This window comes from Mesorhizobium sp. M1050 (assembly GCF_040318715.1).
Taxonomy (GTDB): domain Bacteria; phylum Pseudomonadota; class Alphaproteobacteria; order Rhizobiales; family Rhizobiaceae; genus Mesorhizobium.
The window spans coordinates 35,454-52,391 of the sequence record NZ_JAMYMV010000025.1 but is presented as its reverse complement, the minus strand read 5'-3'; the positions used below and the strand labels follow the sequence as shown (position 1 = coordinate 52,391).

The following is a 16,938-nucleotide window of genomic DNA, read 5'->3' as shown; positions in this document are numbered from 1 at the left end:
CGACAATGCCATTCGTTCAAGTTGGAACCATTCGTCCAAGTCGTGGCAATCGTTCAATCGCGGGAACCCTCCAATCGATTTTTTGAAGCTTGCGGATTTTGCCGGTGTTTGGCAATCGTTCATGGTTCGTGCACGTGGGCCGACCTATATCTTTTGGATCGAATTCGGCCGCTGAAAACGCATTGGATTGCGATATCGAACCGAGGACCGTAGACTGAACCGCTCCAGGCTGGTGCGGGCGCATAAAGCGAGGAAGACGGATGGCCGCCGAAGCCCTGACCAGGGATGTCGAACCAGAGAACGCCGAGCGCCAGCGATGGCGAGCCTTGGCGGAAAAGGCACTCGCCGGCGCATCCTTCGAAGAGAAGCTGGTCTCGCATACCGACGACAACATCCGCATCGAACCGCTCTACGATCGCAGCACAGCGGCAGAACCGACCGTGCGCGCAAACCCGAAATCGCCGTGGATCGTCAGCCAGCGCATCGACGATCCGGATATCGAGCGCGCCAGAACCCAGGCTCTGGACGACGTAGCGCAAGGCGCCACGGGATTGTCACTTGTCTTCGAAGGGGCGCCGAACGCGTTCGGCTACGGCCTGCCGAGAGCGGCGGAAGCCCTGGAGACGGTATTGGACGGCGTACCGCTCAACCGCGTCCAGGTTCGCATCGACGCCCATCCCTGGAGCCGCGCCGTGGCCGACTGGCTGGTGGCGTTCCTGAGCAAGCGCCGGTCAGACCCGGCAAAACTCAACCTCTCCTTCGGCATCGATCCGGCGGCGATCTTCGCCGGAACCGGCCGGCTGCGCATGTCGATCGAGGCGTTGCAGGCTTCGATGCCGCAGTCGCTGGCGCATTTCTTCTCGATGGGCGTTCCGGGCGTGCTGCTGGAAGCGGACGGACGTGTGTTCCACAATGCCGGTGCGACGGAAGCGCAGGAGCTTGGCATCATGCTGGCTTCGGCGATATCCTATCTCAGAATGTTCGAGACGGCGCGGCAGCCGCTTGTCTATGCCGCGCCCCATATCGGCTTTGCGCTGAGCGTCGACCAGGATCAGTTGCTGTCTATGGCCAAGGTGCGGGCGCTGCGCAGGCTCTGGGCGCGGGTGCAGGAGACCTGCTCGATCCCCAATTCCACGGCCAACATCCATGCCGAGACGTCGTTTCGGATGATGACAGCGATGGATCCGGAGACCAACATCCTGCGCACCACAATCGCCTGCTTTGCCGCGGCGTCCGGAGGCGCCGATTCGATCTCGATCCTGCCGCACACGATCGCGCATGGCTTGCCGGCGGGGTTTGCCCGACGTGTCGCCCGCAACACGCAGCTGATCATGGCGAATGAAAGCCATATCGATCATGTCGCCGATCCTGCCTATGGTTCCGGCGCGGTCGAAGCGCTGACCAACGAACTCTGCGAGATGGCCTGGGCGCAATTGCAAACAATCGAGGCCGAGGGCGGCATCCTGTCCAGCCTTCGGGACGGACATATCCAGAAGCGAGTTCACGCCGCGGCAGCGCAGCGCAATGCGGCCTACCAGGCAGGCGAGCGGGTCATCATCGGCACCACGCTCTACCCGCTGAAAGGTGAACGTCCGGTCGAGACGCTGGCAGCGGAACGGCGGCCTGCCTTCACCGAAGGCGTTGCCATCTGTGAGCCGCTGTTTCCGGTCCGCATCGACCAATCCATCGGAGCCGCCTCTTGATCCCCGATTTCAGCCAGATCGGTTGGGTCCCGCCACCCCGCGCACCCGTCGAGGTCAAAGGCCAGCGGACGACGCCGGAAGGACTTGTCGCCAAGCATCTGTACAATCAAAGCGACCTCAAGGGGTTGCCGCATCTCGACACCTATCCGGGCCTGCCGCCCTTCGTGCGCGGCCCCTACCCGACCATGTATATCCAGCAGCCCTGGACCATCCGGCAATATGCCGGCTTCTCGACGGCCGAGGAGTCCAACGCCTTTTACCGGCGCAATCTTGCCGCCGGCCAGAAGGGGCTGTCGGTCGCCTTCGATCTTGCCACGCATCGCGGCTATGACAGCGACCATCCACGCGTTGCCGGTGACGTCGGCATGGCGGGGGTAGCCATCGATTCCATCCTCGACATGCGGCAACTGTTCGACGGCATTCCGCTCGGCGAGATGACGGTGTCGATGACGATGAACGGCGCCGTGCTGCCGATCATGGCGCTCTACATCGTCGCGGCGGAAGAACAGGGCGTTGCGCAGAAGGATCTTGCCGGAACCATTCAGAACGACATCCTGAAGGAGTTCATGGTCCGCAACACCTATATCTATCCGCCGAAACCCTCGATGCGGATCGTTTCGGACATCTTCTCCTACACGTCGAAGAACATGCCGAAGTTCAATTCGATATCGATCTCCGGCTATCACATGCAGGAGGCCGGCGCGACAGCCGACCTGGAGCTTGCCTACACGATCGCCGACGGCATCGAATATGCCCGCGCCGGCGTTGCAGCGGGCCTCGATATCGACCGCTTCGCGCCGCGTCTGTCCTTCTTCTGGGCGATCGGCATGAACTTCTTTATGGAAGTCGCCAAACTGCGGGCTGCGCGCCTGCTGTGGGCGACCCTGATGAAGAAGAATTTCTTGCCCAAGGACGAGCGCTCGCTGTCGCTGCGCACCCATTGCCAGACTTCGGGCTGGTCGCTGACGGCGCAGGATCCCTACAACAACATCATACGCACCATGATCGAGGCGATGGCGGCGACGCAGGGACATACACAGTCGCTGCACACCAATTCCTTCGACGAGGCGATGGCGCTGCCGACCGACCACTCGGCACGGATAGCCCGCAACACGCAGCTCATTCTGCAAAAGGAATCCGGCACGACACGCGTTATCGATCCATGGGGCGGCTCGGCCTATCTCGAACGGCTGACGCATGACCTGGCGGCCCGCGCGCTTGCCCACATCGAGGAGGTCGAGGCGCGCGGCGGCAGGGCCGCCGCGACCGAACAGGGCATTCCCAAGCTGCGCATAGAGGAAGCGGCAGCGCGCACGCAGGCACGCATCGATTCCGGCGAACAGATGCTGGTTGGCGTCAATGCCTATCGTCCCAAGAAGGACATGGAGGTCGACGTGCTGAAGATCGACAATGCCGAGGTCAGGGCCAGGCAATTGTCGAAGTTGCAACGTCTGAAGGGCACGCGCGACGTCGCCGCCGTCGAAACCGCACTCGATGCGCTGACCCGTGCCGCACGGGGCAACGAAAACCTGCTGGAGTTCGCCATCCGGGCCGCGCGAGCCAATGCCACGGTAGGCGAGATTTCATTCGCGTTGGAAAGAGCCTTTGGGCGCCATGTCGCTACGGTGCAGACCATTTCTGGCGTCTATCGCAAAGCCCTTGGCGATCATCCCGTTGTCGACGGGCTGCAGGAGAAGCTTGAGGCCTTCGAGAAGAGAACTGGGGGCAAGCCGCGTATACTCGTCGCCAAGATGGGACAGGACGGCCACGATCGTGGGCAGAAGGTTATCGCCACGGCCTTCGCCGATCTCGGCTTCGACGTCACCGTCGGAGCGATGTTCCAGACACCCGATGAGATCGCCAGGCTGGCGGTCGCACAGGACGTCCACATCGTCGGCGCCTCGTCGCTGGCTGCAGGGCATCTGACGCTGATCCCCGAGCTACACGACTCGCTGAAGAAGCTCGGCCGCGGCGACATGCTGATCGTCGTCGGCGGTGTCATCCCTCCACAGGACTATGACGCGGTGCTGAAAGCAGGCGCGGCTGAGATATTCCCGCCGGGCACGGTCATTCCGGAAGCAGCGGATCGCTTGCTGGACCGGCTGCTTTCCGCTTGATAGCCTTGTTATAATAACTGTTGCAACACGGGCGATTGCGTTATAATCGAGATTGCAACAGGATGACCCATCATGAACACGACCATTCGCAAGATCGGTAATTCCGAAGGCGTGATCCTGCCCAAGGAGCTGCTCGATCGTCTGAACATGAAGGCAGGCGATCAGCTTCAGATCGTCGAAACGGACAAGGGTATTGCTCTTGAGCCGGTGGACGACAGTTTCGAACGGCAGATGGAAGCTGCTCGCAAGGTCATGGACAAATACAAGGTCGCTCTTCAGAAGCTCGCGGAATGAACTGGGAGTTCCTGACCCGACGCGCGGTCGAAGCGATGCATGCCGAGCAGTTGCGCAGGCATGGCGGGGCACAAGGTTTGAGAGACGAGAACGCTCTCGAATCAGCGCTTTCACGCGATGAAAATAAGGCGAACTATGGGGATCCGGCGATCGAGGATCTCGCTGCCGCCTATGTCTTTGGTATTGCCCGGAATCATGCCTTTGTCGACGGCAACAAGCGTACCGCCATCGTGGCCGCCGGCGCATTTTTGATTGTGAACGGCCATGTCCTGACAGCCGATAACGGCACACTCTACGAATTCGTCATGGCAGTCGCTTCAGGCGAAATCGATGAAGCGGGCGCTGCAGCGTTCTTCCGGGACCATGTCGTCAAGCTCGAAGACTAGCTGTCGGAAAGCTTGACGATTTCCCATTCCTTGCCGTTGACCACGGCTACGTCGCCGACTTTCTTGCCGAACAGAGCGACGGCCATCGGCGATACGTGCGAAATCGTGCCCTTTGCCGGATCCGCCTCATCCTCGCCGACGATTTTCCAGTGCACCTTCCTGCCGTCATCGCCCTCAAGCGTGACGCCCATGCCGAAGCGTACAAGGTCGCTGCCCGGTTCCGGCACGGAGAGTTCGGCGCTTTCACGCCGGGCGGTCCAGTAGCGTAGGTCGCGTGACACCAACGCGATGCGCTCGCGGTCTGCCTTCCTTTCGGCTTTCGCCAGTATATCGCGCAAATCGGAAAGATTGTCCTCGATCTGCGCCAGGCCGCGCTCCGTCACCAGATTGCGGTGGTGGCTGATCGGTCGCTCACCGACGCCGGCAATGGCGTTTTCGCTGTCTTCCTCGCGAGTGAAAGCTCTGCTCATTCCCTGAACTTAGGCGCGGAAAGGCTGCTCGACAAGCGAATGTCGTTGCCCTCGACCGGAGAGGCGGACCGGCTGGCACGATTCCTGCGGTGCAAGGGTCAAAAGCCAGGACCTGTGCCGATGTTGAACAGACGAACGCTGCTGATCGGAACCGCCGGCTTTGCCGTCGTCGGCCTCTCGCTTGGCAAGGCGGCCGCCGCCAGCCTGACTGGCATCGAGAAAGCCTCTATGCGCGGTTCGATCAATGCCACGGAACTTGGCGTGCAGCCCGGCACCCTCGACGATCAGAGCAAGGCCTTCGCCAAGCTGCTGCGCGACGCAAACGATCGCGACATGCCGGTGTTCCTGCCGCCGGGCACCTATGTCGTATCCAACCTCTCGCTGCCTAGCCGCGTGCGTCTTTCCGGCGTGCCGGGCGCAACGCGCATCGTCTATGGCGGCGACGGTCACCTGTTCATGGCCGAGCAGGCCGACCATATCGAACTCGGCGGGCTGGTCTTCGACGGCGCAAACCGCTCGATGGGCGATCATGCGCAAGGGCTGCTCGATCTGCGCCGGGTCGCGCATCTGGTCATCGACAATTGCCAGATCACCGGCAGCGGCAAGAACGCACTGGCGCTGGAACACGCGACGGGGCGTGTCGAACGCTCGGAGATATCGGGGGCTGCCGATGCCGGCATCTATTCGGTCGAAGCCGGCGGGCTGGCGATCACCGGCAACACAGTCTCCGACTGCGCCAATGGCGGCATTCTCGTGCACCGCTGGCAGGTGGCGGAAGACGGCACCATAGTGACCGGCAACCGCGTCGAACGGATCCAGGCACGCAGCGGCGGGACCGGTCAGAACGGCAATGGCATCAATGCTTTCCGGGCCGGCAATGTAGTCATTTCAGGCAATATCGTCTCCGACTGCGCCTTCTCGGCGATCCGCGCCAACAGCGCCAGCAATCTGCAGATATCGGGCAATACCTGCTCGCGTTCCGGCGAAACAGCCGTTTACTCCGAGTTCTCGTTCGAAGGCGCCGTCATCAGCAACAACATCGTCGATGGAGCCGCCAACGGCATCTCGATCGTGAATTTCAACGAAGGCGGGCGGATGGGCGTCTGCTCTGGCAACATCGTGCGCAATCTGTCGACCAGTGGTCCCTACCCCGCCGACTCGCCTGGATTCGGCGTCGGCATTGGCGTCGAGGCCGACACGACCGTTTCCAACAACGTCATCGAGAACGCGCCGCTCTACGGCATGCAGATCGGCTGGGGGCCGTATCTGCGCAACGTCGTCGCCACCGGCAACATCATCCGCAAGGTTGGAACCGGCATCGTCGTGTCGGTGGTTGAGGGCGCCGGCACAGCGGTCATTTCAGACAATGTCATCGACAGCGCGCTGAACGGCGCCGTTGTTGGCCAGCGCTGGGCCGAGCCGGCGACAGGCGATCTCACCTCGTCAAACGATAGCGGATATGCGCATCTGACCGTCGAGCGCAATCACGTCAGTTGAGGGCCGGTTTAATTCAAGGCCCCGGTGGGCCTCAGCGCCCCGACCTTGGCACCGTTCCGGCTTTTGATGGGCACCTTTGCCAGTGCGCTCAGCTTTGACGCCAGGGCCTCGTCGGCGCGCAGCAGTTTGGCAAGAACGGCGGCAACCATGGCTTCGCCGGCGCGGCCGGCGCCATCATCGCATTTGAGTGCAATGCCGAGACCAAGTTCCGGAATTGCGGCACAATAGACGCCTTCGGCGCCGCCTTTCGTAAAAATCCGCCCTGGTGCGGCCTCCATCAGCGCGACGTCTTCGCGGCCGGTGCCGGCAACGAAGAACGGCTCGGCCATGCAGGCAGCCAGCAGACGCTTCGCGGCCTTGGCTCGCTCGGGACCAAAACCATTTGTCGTTGCCATGCGGGCAAAGCCAAGCGCGAAGCTCCGGAGCGGCACCGCATAGGTCGGGATCGAGCAGCCATCGGTCGCCCGCTCGTCCGCGCCATGGACAGCGCCCGTCACCGCCTGCATGGCGTCTCGCACCATCTCCTGCAGGCCGTGCCCCGGCTTGACATAGCCGCGGTGCGCAATGCCGGCGTGGACGCATGTGCAGAGGAAGCCGGAATGCTTGCCGGAGCAATTGTTATGCAATGCATTTGGCGAGCCGCCAGCGCGGGCGAGTGCGATCTCGGCGTCATGATTGGACGGCCAATGCGTGCCGCATTCAAGTGCCGAGCGGTCCAGCCCGGCCTTGGCCAGCATCGATCGCGCCAGTTCGACATGCGCCGGCTCGCCCGAATGGGACGCGCAGGCGAGCGCCAGTTCGCGGTTGCCGAAGCCATAGGCGTCGGCCGCGCCGCTTTCGACCAGCGGCAATGCCTGAATCGCCTTGACCGCTGAGCGCGGGAACACCGGCTTGGCCGTATCGCCGATTTCCCAGACCGGCTTGCCGTCGGCATCGAAGACTGCGACCGCGCCACGATGCGCGCTCTCGACGATCGCGCCGCGCAAGACTTCGATCAGAACCGGATTTGTCATGGCTACCCCGCAAAAATACGGGCTGCTTCTATCTGATCCGGTCCAATATTGAAACGTAGTTGGCGACCGCCGCACCGCCCATATTGAAGATACCGCCAAGTTTTGCGCCGGGCACCTGAATGCCGCCGGCTTCGCCGACAAGCTGCATGGCAGTCAGCACATGCATCGACACGCCTGTGGCGCCGATCGGGTGGCCCTTGGCCTTCAACCCGCCGGACGGATTGACCGGCAGGCGGCCATCCTTGGCCGTTGCGCCGTCCAGCGCCAGTCTGGCGCCCTCTCCCGGCTTGGCCAGACCCATCGCCTCGTATTCGATCAGTTCGGCAATGGTGAAGCAGTCATGCGTTTCGACGAAGGAGAGATCGTCGAGCGTCACACCGGCCGATTTCAGCGCCCGGTTCCAAGCCTGTTCGCAGCCTTCGAAGGTCAGGATGTCGCGCTTCGACATCGGCAGGAAATCCTGCACATGTTCGTTGGCGCGGAAGGCAACGGCGCGGCGCATCTTCAGTGCCGTCGCGGTGTCGGCGAGGACAAGGGCGGCGGCGCCGTCGGAGACCAGCGAGCAGTCGGTGCGCTTCAGGGGACCGGCAACGAAAGGGTTCTTTTCGCTTTCCTGGCGGCAGAACTCATAGCCAAAATCCTTGCGCATCTGCGCATAGGGATTGTCGACACCGTTCTTGTGGTTCTTGGCGGCGATCATGGCGAGTGCGTCCGACTGGTCGCCATAGCGCTGGAAATAGGCCTGCGCGATCTTGCCGAAGACACCGGCGAAACCCGCAGGGGTGTCGCCATCCTCGGGCAGATAGGAGGCCTTGAGCAGGTTCTTGCCGATCTCCGGCCCGGGCGTCGTCGTCATCTGCTCGGCGCCGACCACCAGCACGATGCGGGCAGCATTGGCGTCGATGGCGCGGATGCCTTGCCGGACCGCCGCCGAGCCTGTGGCGCAAGCGTTTTCGACGCGCGTCGCCGGCTTGAAGCGCAGCCGGTCGTCCGCCTGAAGCACCAGGCTGGCGGTGAAATCCTGCGCCGAAAAACCGGCGTTGAAATGGCCGAGCACGATCTCGTCGACCTCGTCAGGACCGATGCCGGCATGGTCGAGCGCGTCCGTTGCCACTTTGACGATGAGGTTTTCGAGCGTTTCGCCCTCGAGCTTGCCGAAGCGCGAATGCGCCCAGCCAACGATGCATGCGGTCATGGCGGCCTCCATTCTTTAGCGCCAGCCTAGCATGTGGGCTCAAGGCGCACCTCGCATTTATTGTTCAAAGATAAACAGTCCTGCCCGCTTCGTGAAGGGCTGCAAGCCGACAATCGCTTGGTACAAACGAAACCAGTGTCGATTTTTTTGTTGATTGACCCGTCAATAAAAAATAATCCTGCTTCAAAGGAACATAGCGAAATGCCGAAAGTCGGAATGGAACCGCTGCGCCGCAAGGCGCTGATCAACGCGACGATCTCGGCGATCGGCGAGCGTGGCTCGCTCGACGTGACCATGTCAGAGATTGCCGGGCGCGCCGGCGTTTCATCGGCCCTTGCCCATCATTATTTCGGCGCCAAGGACGAGCTGCTGCTGGCGACGATGCGCCATATCCTGGCCGAGCTGACCGCCGACACGTTGCGCGCCCTTGGTTCGGCCGGCACCGCGCGCGAACGCGTCTCGGCGGTAGTCGCCGTCAACTTCTCCGACATTCAGTTCCAGCCACAAACCATCGCCTCCTGGCTTGCCTTCTATGTCGAGGCCCAGAAGTCATCAGCCTTGCGCCGGCTGCTCAGGGTCTACGCGCGGCGGCTCCATTCGAACCTGATGAGCGGTCTGACCGGGATCTTGCCCAGAGCCGAAGCCGACCGCGTCGCCGAAGCGACGGCGGCGATGATCGACGGGCTCTACATCAGGCGGGCGCTGAAGGACGGCTTGCCTGATGCTGCGACCGCCATTGCGCTGGTCGAAGACTATCTCGAAACCAAACTTGGCGAGCGGCGCAAACAGTGACAACGAAGCGACCCAATTTCCTGATCGTCATGGTCGATCAGCTCAACGGGACCCTGTTTCCGGACGGCCCGGCAGAGTTTCTGCACGTACCGCACCTGAAAGCCTTGGCCGCACGTTCGGCGCGCTTTGCCAACAACTACACGGCGTCGCCGCTCTGCGCGCCGGGCCGTGCCTCGTTCATGAGCGGGCAATTGCCGTCGCGCACGGGTGTCTATGACAATGCGGCTGAATTCGCCTCATCGATCCCGACCTTCGCCCATCATCTGCGCGCCGCCGGCTACTACACCTGCCTGTCGGGCAAAATGCATTTCGTCGGGCCGGATCAGCTACACGGTTTCGAGGAGCGGCTGACCACTGACATCTACCCGGCCGATTTCGGCTGGACACCGGATTACCGGAAGCCCGGCGAGCGCATCGAATGGTGGTACCACAATCTTGGTTCGGTCACGGGCGCCGGCGTCGCCGAGACGACCAACCAGATGGAATATGACGACGAGGTCGTGTTCCTCGCCACGCAAAAGCTCTATCAGCTCTCGCGCGAGCAGGACGATGCGAACCACCGGCCCTGGTGTCTCACCGTCTCGCTGTCGCACCCGCACGATCCTTACGTCGCGCGCAAGCAGTATTGGGATCTCTATGAGCATTGCCAGGCGCTGGACCCGGAAACCGGATTCATCGCGGATGACGAGCAGGACGAGCATTCCCGGCGGCTGTACCACGCCAGCGACTATCCCTCATTCGAGATCACGCCAGAGCAGGTGCGTCGTTCGCGGCGCGGCTATTTCGCCAACATCTCCTATGTCGACGACAAGCTCGGCGAGCTCCTGGACGTCCTTGAGCGCACGCATATGCTCGACGACACGATCATCCTGTTCTGCTCGGACCATGGCGACATGCTCGGCGAGCGGGGCCTGTGGTTCAAGATGAGCTTCTTCGAGGGTTCGGCGCGGGTGCCGCTGATGATTGCCGGCAAGGGCGTTCCGGCCGGGCTGATCGAGGCGCCGGTTTCCAATCTTGACGTGACACCGACGCTTTGCGACCTCGCCGGCATCGACATCGCCGCGATCGCGCCGTGGACCGACGGCCAGTCGCTGCTGCCGCTCGCCAATGGCGGGCAGCGCACCGCACCTGTCTTGATGGAGTATGCCGCCGAAGGTTCTTCCGCGCCACTCGTTGCAATGCGTGAAGGCAGATACAAATTCGTCCATTGCGAGCTCGATCCGCCTCAACTGTTCGATCTCGAAGCCGATCCGCTCGAGCGAAACAATCTGGCCGACGATCCCGTCCATGCCGGCCTGGTGGTGGCGTTCATGGACAAGATCCGGGCGCGCTGGGACATGGCCGGCTTCGACGCCGCCGTGCGCGAAAGCCAGGCGCGTCGCTGGGTGGTCTATCCGGCGCTGCGCAACGGCGCTTATTACCCCTGGGATTTCCAGCCCCTTCAGAAGGCTTCGGAGCGGTTCATGCGAAACCACATGAACCTCGACAATCTCGAAGAGAGCAAAAGGTATCCGCGGGGCGAATGATGACAACAGCGCTCGTCCCCTCCCTCGATCACCTTAGACAGGCCTATGCCGTTACCTCCCAGGCGACGCAGATCACGCCGCTGCTGGAATCCGCGGCACTAGCCAGAGAAACCGGTGCCGCTCGTGTTTTCGTCAAGCCGGAATCGCTGCAATGGGCAGGCTCGTTCAAGGTGCGTGGCGCCTACTGGCGTCTGAAGCAGCTTTCGCCCGATGAAGCCAAAGAGGGCGTCGTCGCCTACTCCTCCGGCAACTTCGCGCAAGGGCTGGCGGCTGCCGGCCAGGCGCTTGGCATTCCCGTCACCATCGTCATGCCGATCGACGCACCAGCCGCCAAGCGCGACGCAACGGCAGGCTATGGTGCCCGCGTCGTGCTGACCGACCATGGCGAGCGCGCGCGAGAAGAGGTTGCCGCCACCAAGGCGCGCGAGATCGCCGAGACCGAAGGTCTGGCCCTGCTGCATCCGTTCGACGATCCGGAGATTGTCGCCGGCCAGGCGGGTGCCGGCCTCGAAGCGCTCGACCAGCTTGAGGCCAAGGGTGCCAGCGCCGACGTCTTGTTCTGCTCGGTCGGTGGCGGCGGATTGATCGGCGGCGTTTCGCTCGCCTTCCACTATCTGTCGCCCGCCACTGAAATCATCGGCGTCGAGCCGGAAGGTTTCAATGGCATGGGCGCGTCGCTGGCGCATGGCAGCATCGAGACCATGCCGATCGGGCCGAAGTCGATCTGCGATGGGCTGATGTCGCGACGGCCGGGCGACGCGCCGTTCGCGGCGGTCAAGACCGCCGGTGTTCGCGGCGTCACCGTCGATGATTCCTCGGTGCGGCGCGCCATGCGGATCGCCTTCGAGCGCATGAAGCTGGTGCTCGAACCGTCGGGCGCGGCGTCGCTGGCGGCACTGCTCGGCGGCAAGGTGGATGTGAAGGACAAGACCGTCCTTGTTGTGGCTACCGGCGGCAATGTCTCGCTCGCCGATTTTATGGCGCATATGAACCATGCTTGAAGCAGATTTCGTCATCATCGGCTCCGGCTCGGCCGGCTCGGCCATGGCCTATCGCCTGTCGGAGGACGGCAAGCATTCGGTCATCGTCATCGAATTCGGCGGCAGCGATATCGGGCCGCTGATCCAGATGCCGTCGGCCCTGTCGATCCCGCTCAACATGAGCCTCTACGACTGGGGCTTTGCCAGCGAGCCGGAACCGCATCTCGGCGGCCGCGTGCTGGCAACGCCACGCGGCAAGGTCATCGGCGGCTCGTCCTCGATCAACGGCATGGTCTATGTGCGCGGCCATGCGCGCGACTTCGACCATTGGGCCGAAGAGGGTGCGGCCGGCTGGGGGTTTGCCGATGTGCTCCCCTATTTCAAGCGCATGGAGGACTCCGACGGCGGCGAGGATGGCTGGCGCGGTCACGGCGGGCCGCTGCACGTTCAGCGCGGTTCGCGCCGCAATCCGCTCTACGACGCCTTTGTCGAGGCCGGCCGCCAGGCCGGGTTCGAACTGACCGACGACTACAACGGTTCCAAGCAAGAAGGTTTTGGGCCGATGGAGCAAACCATCAGCGGCGGCCGCCGCTGGTCGGCGGCATCGGCCTATCTGAAGCCGGCGCTCGGGCGCAAAAATGTGAGTCTGGTCAAGGGCTTTGCGCGGCGGGTGATCATCGAGAATCAACGCGCCATCGGTGTCGAGATCGAAGCTCACAAACAGGTTCAGGTCGTTAAGGCGCGACGCGAGGTGATCGTCGCCGCATCGTCGATCAACTCACCCAAGATCCTGATGCTTTCGGGCATCGGCCCGGCCGAGCATCTGCGCGAGAACGGCATTCCAGTGCTGGCCGACCGGCCTGGCGTCGGCCGCAATTTGCAGGACCACATGGAGCTCTATATCCAGCAGGAATCCTTGCTGCCGATCACGCTCAATTCAGTGCTCAACCCGTTCTCGAAGGCGCGCATCGGCGCGCAATGGCTATTTTTCAAGACCGGGCTTGGCGCAACCAACCATTTCGAGGCTGCCGCCTTCGTGCGCTCGCGCGCCGGCGTCGACTACCCTGATATCCAGTACCACTTCATTCCGGCCGCGGTCCGCTATGACGGCAAGGCGGCGGCGAAGTCGCATGGCTTCCAGGCGCATGTCGGGCCGATGCGGTCGAAGTCGCGCGGCTCGGTGACGCTGCGCTCGCCGGACCCGAAATCGAAGCCGGTGATCCGCTTCAACTACATGTCGCATCCAGACGACTGGACGGAGTTCCGCCACTGCATCCGGCTGACGCGCGAAATCTTCGGCCAGTCGGCTTTCGATCCCTATCGTGGCCAGGAAATCTCGCCGGGCAGCCAAGTGCAATCGGACGATGATCTCGACGTCTTCATTCGCGACCACGCCGAGAGCGCCTATCATCCCTGCGGCACCTGCAAGATGGGCCGCGCCGACGACATGATGAGCGTGGTCGATCCAGAGTGCCGGGTCATCGGTGTCGACGGCTTGCGGGTCGCCGATTCCTCGATCTTCCCGCGGGTCACCAACGGCAACCTCAATGCGCCTTCGATCATGACCGGCGAGAAGGCTTCCGACCACATCCTTGGCCGCACGCCGCTGGCGCCGTCCAACCAGGAACCATGGATCAATCCACGCTGGCAGGCGTCGGACAGATAGAGCATGATCCACCCGACAGATCGAGCTGCCCGATAGAGCGAGCCACCCATTTGGGGGGCGCAGACCAATTGGAGACCTCCCATGCGCGCCCAGCCCACGGCATCGCACTATGTCAACGGACGCTACATCGAGGACGAAGGCGGCGCGCCGCTGCCGGTCATCTATCCGGCGACGGGCGAGACCATCGCCATGCTGCGCTCGGCGACGCCGAACGTGCTGGAACTCGCCGTCGAGGCAGCGCGGGCAGCGCAGCCCGCCTGGGCGCGGCTGAAGCCGGTCGAGCGCGGGCGCATTCTGCGCCGCGCGTCCGATATCCTGCGCGCCCGCAACGCCGACCTCGCCCGCATCGAGACCCTGGACACCGGCAAGGCAATCCAGGAGACGCTGGTGGCGGACGCCCCGTCGGCGGCCGACTGCCTCGAATATTTCGGCGGTGCGGTTGCCGCCTACAATGGCGAGTCGGTCGATCTCGGCGGGCCCTTCGCTTACACAAGGCGCGAGGCGCTTGGTGTCTGCGTCGGCATCGGCGCCTGGAACTATCCAATCCAGATCGCCGGCTGGAAATCGGCACCGGCGCTCGCCATGGGCAACGCGATGGTGTTCAAGCCGTCGGAAAACACCCCGCTGTCGGCACTGGCGCTGGCCGAGATCTACAGCGAGGCCGGCCTGCCCGACGGTTTGTTCAACGTCGTGCAGGGCTATGGCGATGTCGGCGCCGGGCTCGTCGGCCACGATGTCGTCGCCAAGGTTTCGGTGACCGGCTCGGTGCCGACTGGCCGCAAGGTGCTGTCGCTCGCCGGCTCGAGGATGAAGCACGCGACGATGGAACTCGGCGGCAAGTCGCCGCTGATCGTCTTCGACGACGCCGACATCGAGAACGCCATTGGCGGCGCCATGCTCGGCAATTTCTATTCGACCGGGCAGATCTGCTCCAACGGCACGCGGGTCTTCGTGCAAAGCGGCATCCACGACCGCTTCGTCGAACGCCTTGTCGAGCGGACAAAGAAAATCCGCATCGGCGACCCACTCGATCCCGAAACCCAGATGGGGCCGCTGGTCTCCAAGGCGCAGCACGACAAGGTGGTCGGCTATATCGAAATCGGCAAGCAGGATGGCGCGACACTCGCTTGCGGCGGCAACGTGCCTTCTTTGCAGGGTTTCCAGGGCGGCTTCTTCGTCGAGCCGACCGTGTTCACCGGCGTCACCGACACGATGCGCATCGCCCGCGAGGAGATATTCGGGCCGGTGATGAGCGTGCTGAAATTCGACGGCGAGGACGAAGTGGTCGACCGCGCCAACGACACCGAATTCGGCCTCGCCGCCGGTGTCTTCACCCGCGACCTGCCGCGCGCCCACCGCGTCATTGCCGAGCTACAGGCCGGCACCTGCTGGATCAACGCCTACAATCTGACACCGGTGGAAATCCCGTTCGGCGGCTTCAAGCAGTCCGGCATCGGACGCGAGAACTCGCTGGCGGCACTGGCGCTTTATTCGCAGCTGAAGTCGATCTATGTCGAGACCGGCGACGTGGCGAGCCCGTATTGAGCCGATCTACGCGGCTTTTTCAGCTGTGCTGTCCAGATACGATGACAGAAGATAGCGCCCGCGCTGGTCGATACGGTCGGTGCAGGGTCTATGTGCCAGCGGAACAGGCGACCAACGCGTGACTCGATTTCCTGCTTGAGGTCGGCGCCACCCGAACCGTCTAGAGCGATCGCCGCCTTGATCGCTTATGCGGTCGGTCATTCAATTACCATTCAAAAGGTCTGGTTGTAGGAGCCGACTTCGGGGCTGCGGCGCAGCACCGCGTCGACGGCATCGAACATCTGCCGGCGGGCGCCTTGATCAGCGCTTCGGTCTCGAATTCGAAACTGTTGGGCCAAGCGTCGCCAACGATCCTGAAGGGCAAGACCGGAAACTCCAAGAGGCGGAAGGTACTGATATCGAGGCCCGCTGGCTAGGACGCAAGGCTTTTAGCCACGTTTATCGCGGACCGAAATCCGAGCTTTGCGGAAATGCCCGACGAAAGGAATGAAATGCGACAGAAGTGCTGCCATTGGCGCTTGCAGGAACGAGGTGTGGCGGCTATAAGCCCGCGGTCTGGTCACGGAGTGTAGCGCAGCCTGGTAGCGCACCTCGTTCGGGACGAGGGGGTCGCAGGTTCAAATCCTGCCACTCCGACCAGAAAAAACAGATACTTAGGTATTTGTTTCTCCCGATACCCCACAGCGCGAGGCCTGCCGGCACCCTCAGTTCTGCCGGCCTGGCGACGTGTGCCACCCGATCGGGGTCGTGCTTCGCCAACGAGGGCTGTGAAGGTGCGCCGGTTCAGAGTGTCGGGGCGTTGAGGCGTCAGCTAGAAGCGATAACGAAGCCCAACAGTATTCGCGTTGGAACCCTCTCCCATATTTCCAAACGTACCACCGGCGCCGGATCTGTGGTGGAGTTGATAGACAAGCTCGACATTGGGAGCTTGCCTTAGCCTGAAAGAAAGCTCCGCGCCGATGAAACCAAGCAAAGACGCGTCGCCATCGTAATAGATTTCGCGTTCGCGTTCGATCTCGGTGGTGCCCGTAACCGCACTCAAACCGGCCGTCACTGCGGGCGCAATCGCCAGATCGCCGATGACAAGGCCCTGGTGACGAACCCTAACCCCGGCCCAAACTTCTCCTGACGTGTCGTCGTCCTCGCCAAATCTTACGGCAGCCCCGGTCACACCGCCAAGAACGAAACCAGCGCCCATATCGACGAAATCGCGACCATAGGCAGCTCCGATTATGTAGTTGTTCGTATAGTCGGCGCCGAATATGTTAATTGTGTTCCCAAATGATCCGGCCGCAAAAACGCCGCCAAAAAAATACACGTCGTTCTTCGCCGGTTGACCGACGGTGAAAGGATCTTCGGTAGCAATATAGATGAAGGGAGAATTGTCGGCGAGAGCGGAAGTGATGGAACCGGTCAGGACCAGTGCAGCCACAGCTGCTCGCACCCCGCGCATTCGCAAGCTCCGAATCAATCCTCAGTCGATCATCTTTCTTCCGGTATTTCACGGGAAGAAGCAAGTTCCCTGATCCGGGAATTGGATGGAGCTCTACCCATTGATTGGGCAAGCCTTTCTTTCCGAAATGCAGGTCAGCTCACCAAATCGGATTCCCTTTTGCCAGCGCCACCTACGGGATCTGGTCAGATGAAAAACGCGTATCTTGCTCCGACGCAGGGCTGTAGCCCGTCGGACCAGCCTCATGGCAAAACCCCAGTTGAACTCCAGGCCGCACTCTTCCGGCCCCAGTAAAAGTCCC

The 16,938-nt window shown here is 62.5% G+C and carries 14 protein-coding genes and 1 tRNA gene; 11 read left to right on the top strand and 4 right to left on the bottom strand.

What is annotated here, in order from left to right; all coding sequences use genetic code 11:
• The first annotated feature begins 260 nt into the window (after nt 1–260).
• From NKH57_RS15960 to NKH57_RS15945, 4 genes are all read left to right on the top strand, one after another.
• Nucleotides 261–1,703 (top strand): methylmalonyl-CoA mutase subunit beta, encoded by a 1,443-nt coding sequence (locus NKH57_RS15960; RefSeq protein ID WP_352945348.1) that lies wholly within the window; start codon nt 261–263, stop codon nt 1,701–1,703.
• Nucleotides 1,700–3,820 (top strand): methylmalonyl-CoA mutase, encoded by a 2,121-nt coding sequence (gene scpA / locus NKH57_RS15955; protein ID WP_352945346.1) that lies wholly within the window; start codon nt 1,700–1,702, stop codon nt 3,818–3,820. Before NKH57_RS15960 ends, scpA begins: the two co-directional genes overlap by 4 nt.
• 72 nt (nt 3,821–3,892) lie before the next feature.
• Nucleotides 3,893–4,114 carry an AbrB/MazE/SpoVT family DNA-binding domain-containing protein gene (locus tag NKH57_RS15950; protein ID WP_140643466.1) on the top strand — a complete coding sequence of 74 codons (222 nt, stop codon included), beginning with the start codon at nt 3,893–3,895 and terminating at the stop codon, nt 4,112–4,114.
• Nucleotides 4,111–4,500, top strand: a complete 390-nt coding sequence (locus NKH57_RS15945) for a type II toxin-antitoxin system death-on-curing family toxin (protein WP_352606691.1) — start codon at nt 4,111–4,113, stop codon at nt 4,498–4,500. The genes NKH57_RS15950 and NKH57_RS15945 overlap by 4 nt, the downstream gene beginning before the upstream one ends.
• On the opposite strand, the gene greA is transcribed toward NKH57_RS15945, so the two are convergent.
• Nucleotides 4,497–4,970: a transcription elongation factor GreA gene (greA, locus tag NKH57_RS15940; RefSeq protein WP_023760505.1), complete on the bottom strand. Its 474-nt coding sequence runs from the start codon at nt 4,968–4,970 to the stop codon at nt 4,497–4,499. The two genes, NKH57_RS15945 and greA, sit on opposite strands and share 4 nt — an antisense overlap.
• A 120-nt stretch (nt 4,971–5,090) precedes the next feature.
• Between greA and NKH57_RS15935 the strand changes: the two genes are divergently transcribed.
• Nucleotides 5,091–6,467, top strand: coding sequence for a TIGR03808 family TAT-translocated repetitive protein (locus tag NKH57_RS15935; RefSeq protein WP_352945343.1), 1,377 nt, complete (start codon nt 5,091–5,093; stop codon nt 6,465–6,467).
• 8 nt (nt 6,468–6,475) lie between these two features.
• On the opposite strand, the gene NKH57_RS15930 is transcribed toward NKH57_RS15935, so the two are convergent.
• Together NKH57_RS15930 and NKH57_RS15925 are read right to left on the bottom strand one after the other, a co-directional pair.
• Nucleotides 6,476–7,480 carry an asparaginase gene (locus tag NKH57_RS15930; RefSeq protein WP_352945341.1) on the bottom strand — a complete coding sequence of 335 codons (1,005 nt, stop codon included), beginning with the start codon at nt 7,478–7,480 and terminating at the stop codon, nt 6,476–6,478.
• A 28-nt stretch (nt 7,481–7,508) separates the two neighbouring features.
• Entirely contained in the window at nt 7,509–8,675 is a 1,167-nt protein-coding gene (locus NKH57_RS15925; protein WP_352945339.1) for an acetyl-CoA acetyltransferase, read from the bottom strand.
• A gap of 201 nt (nt 8,676–8,876) precedes the next feature.
• On the opposite strand from NKH57_RS15925, the gene betI reads away from it, so the two are divergent.
• From betI to NKH57_RS15895, 6 genes are all read left to right on the top strand, one after another.
• Nucleotides 8,877–9,467, top strand: a complete 591-nt coding sequence (gene betI, locus NKH57_RS15920) for a choline-binding transcriptional repressor BetI (protein ID WP_352945337.1) — start codon at nt 8,877–8,879, stop codon at nt 9,465–9,467.
• Entirely contained in the window at nt 9,464–10,993 is a 1,530-nt protein-coding gene (betC, locus tag NKH57_RS15915) for a choline-sulfatase (RefSeq protein WP_352945335.1), read from the top strand. Before betI ends, betC begins: the two co-directional genes overlap by 4 nt.
• A complete protein-coding gene (locus tag NKH57_RS15910) occupies nt 10,993–11,994 on the top strand; it encodes a threonine/serine dehydratase family protein (RefSeq protein ID WP_352945333.1) in 1,002 nt (333 codons plus the stop codon). Before betC ends, NKH57_RS15910 begins: the two co-directional genes overlap by 1 nt.
• Nucleotides 11,987–13,639, top strand: a complete 1,653-nt coding sequence (betA, locus tag NKH57_RS15905) for a choline dehydrogenase (protein WP_352945331.1) — start codon at nt 11,987–11,989, stop codon at nt 13,637–13,639. Before NKH57_RS15910 ends, betA begins: the two co-directional genes overlap by 8 nt.
• Nucleotides 13,640–13,720: 81 nt before the next feature.
• On the top strand, nt 13,721–15,184 hold the full coding sequence (betB, locus tag NKH57_RS15900) for a betaine-aldehyde dehydrogenase (RefSeq protein WP_352945329.1): 1,464 nt from the start codon (nt 13,721–13,723) through the stop codon (nt 15,182–15,184).
• A gap of 562 nt (nt 15,185–15,746) precedes the next feature.
• Nucleotides 15,747–15,823: transfer RNA gene (locus tag NKH57_RS15895), tRNA-Pro, on the top strand.
• Between the two features lie 172 nt (nt 15,824–15,995).
• Here NKH57_RS15895 and NKH57_RS15890 read toward each other — a convergent pair.
• The gene (locus tag NKH57_RS15890; protein ID WP_352945327.1) at nt 15,996–16,637 is read right to left on the bottom strand and encodes a hypothetical protein; all 642 of its coding nucleotides are present in this window, start codon (nt 16,635–16,637) and stop codon (nt 15,996–15,998) included.
• Nucleotides 16,638–16,938 lie beyond the last annotated feature (301 nt).

Bases quoted from the DNA above. Each gene is read 5' to 3' on its own strand.
- betI (WP_352945337.1), top strand. From the start codon at position 8,877: ATGCCGAAAGTCGGAATGGAACCGCTGCGCCGCAAGGCGCTGATCAAC.
- NKH57_RS15930 (WP_352945341.1), bottom strand. From the start codon at position 7,480: ATGACAAATCCGGTTCTGATCGAAGTCTTGCGCGGCGCGATCGTCGAG.
- greA (WP_023760505.1), bottom strand. From the start codon at position 4,970: ATGAGCAGAGCTTTCACTCGCGAGGAAGACAGCGAAAACGCCATTGCC.
- NKH57_RS15890 (WP_352945327.1), bottom strand. From the start codon at position 16,637: ATGCGCGGGGTGCGAGCAGCTGTGGCTGCACTGGTCCTGACCGGTTCC.
- NKH57_RS15910 (WP_352945333.1), top strand. From the start codon at position 10,993: ATGACAACAGCGCTCGTCCCCTCCCTCGATCACCTTAGACAGGCCTAT.
- NKH57_RS15935 (WP_352945343.1), top strand. From the start codon at position 5,091: ATGTTGAACAGACGAACGCTGCTGATCGGAACCGCCGGCTTTGCCGTC.
- betA (WP_352945331.1), top strand. From the start codon at position 11,987: ATGCTTGAAGCAGATTTCGTCATCATCGGCTCCGGCTCGGCCGGCTCG.
- NKH57_RS15945 (WP_352606691.1), top strand. From the start codon at position 4,111: ATGAACTGGGAGTTCCTGACCCGACGCGCGGTCGAAGCGATGCATGCC.
- NKH57_RS15960 (WP_352945348.1), top strand. From the start codon at position 261: ATGGCCGCCGAAGCCCTGACCAGGGATGTCGAACCAGAGAACGCCGAG.
- NKH57_RS15950 (WP_140643466.1), top strand. From the start codon at position 3,893: ATGAACACGACCATTCGCAAGATCGGTAATTCCGAAGGCGTGATCCTG.
- betB (WP_352945329.1), top strand. From the start codon at position 13,721: ATGCGCGCCCAGCCCACGGCATCGCACTATGTCAACGGACGCTACATC.
- NKH57_RS15925 (WP_352945339.1), bottom strand. From the start codon at position 8,675: ATGACCGCATGCATCGTTGGCTGGGCGCATTCGCGCTTCGGCAAGCTC.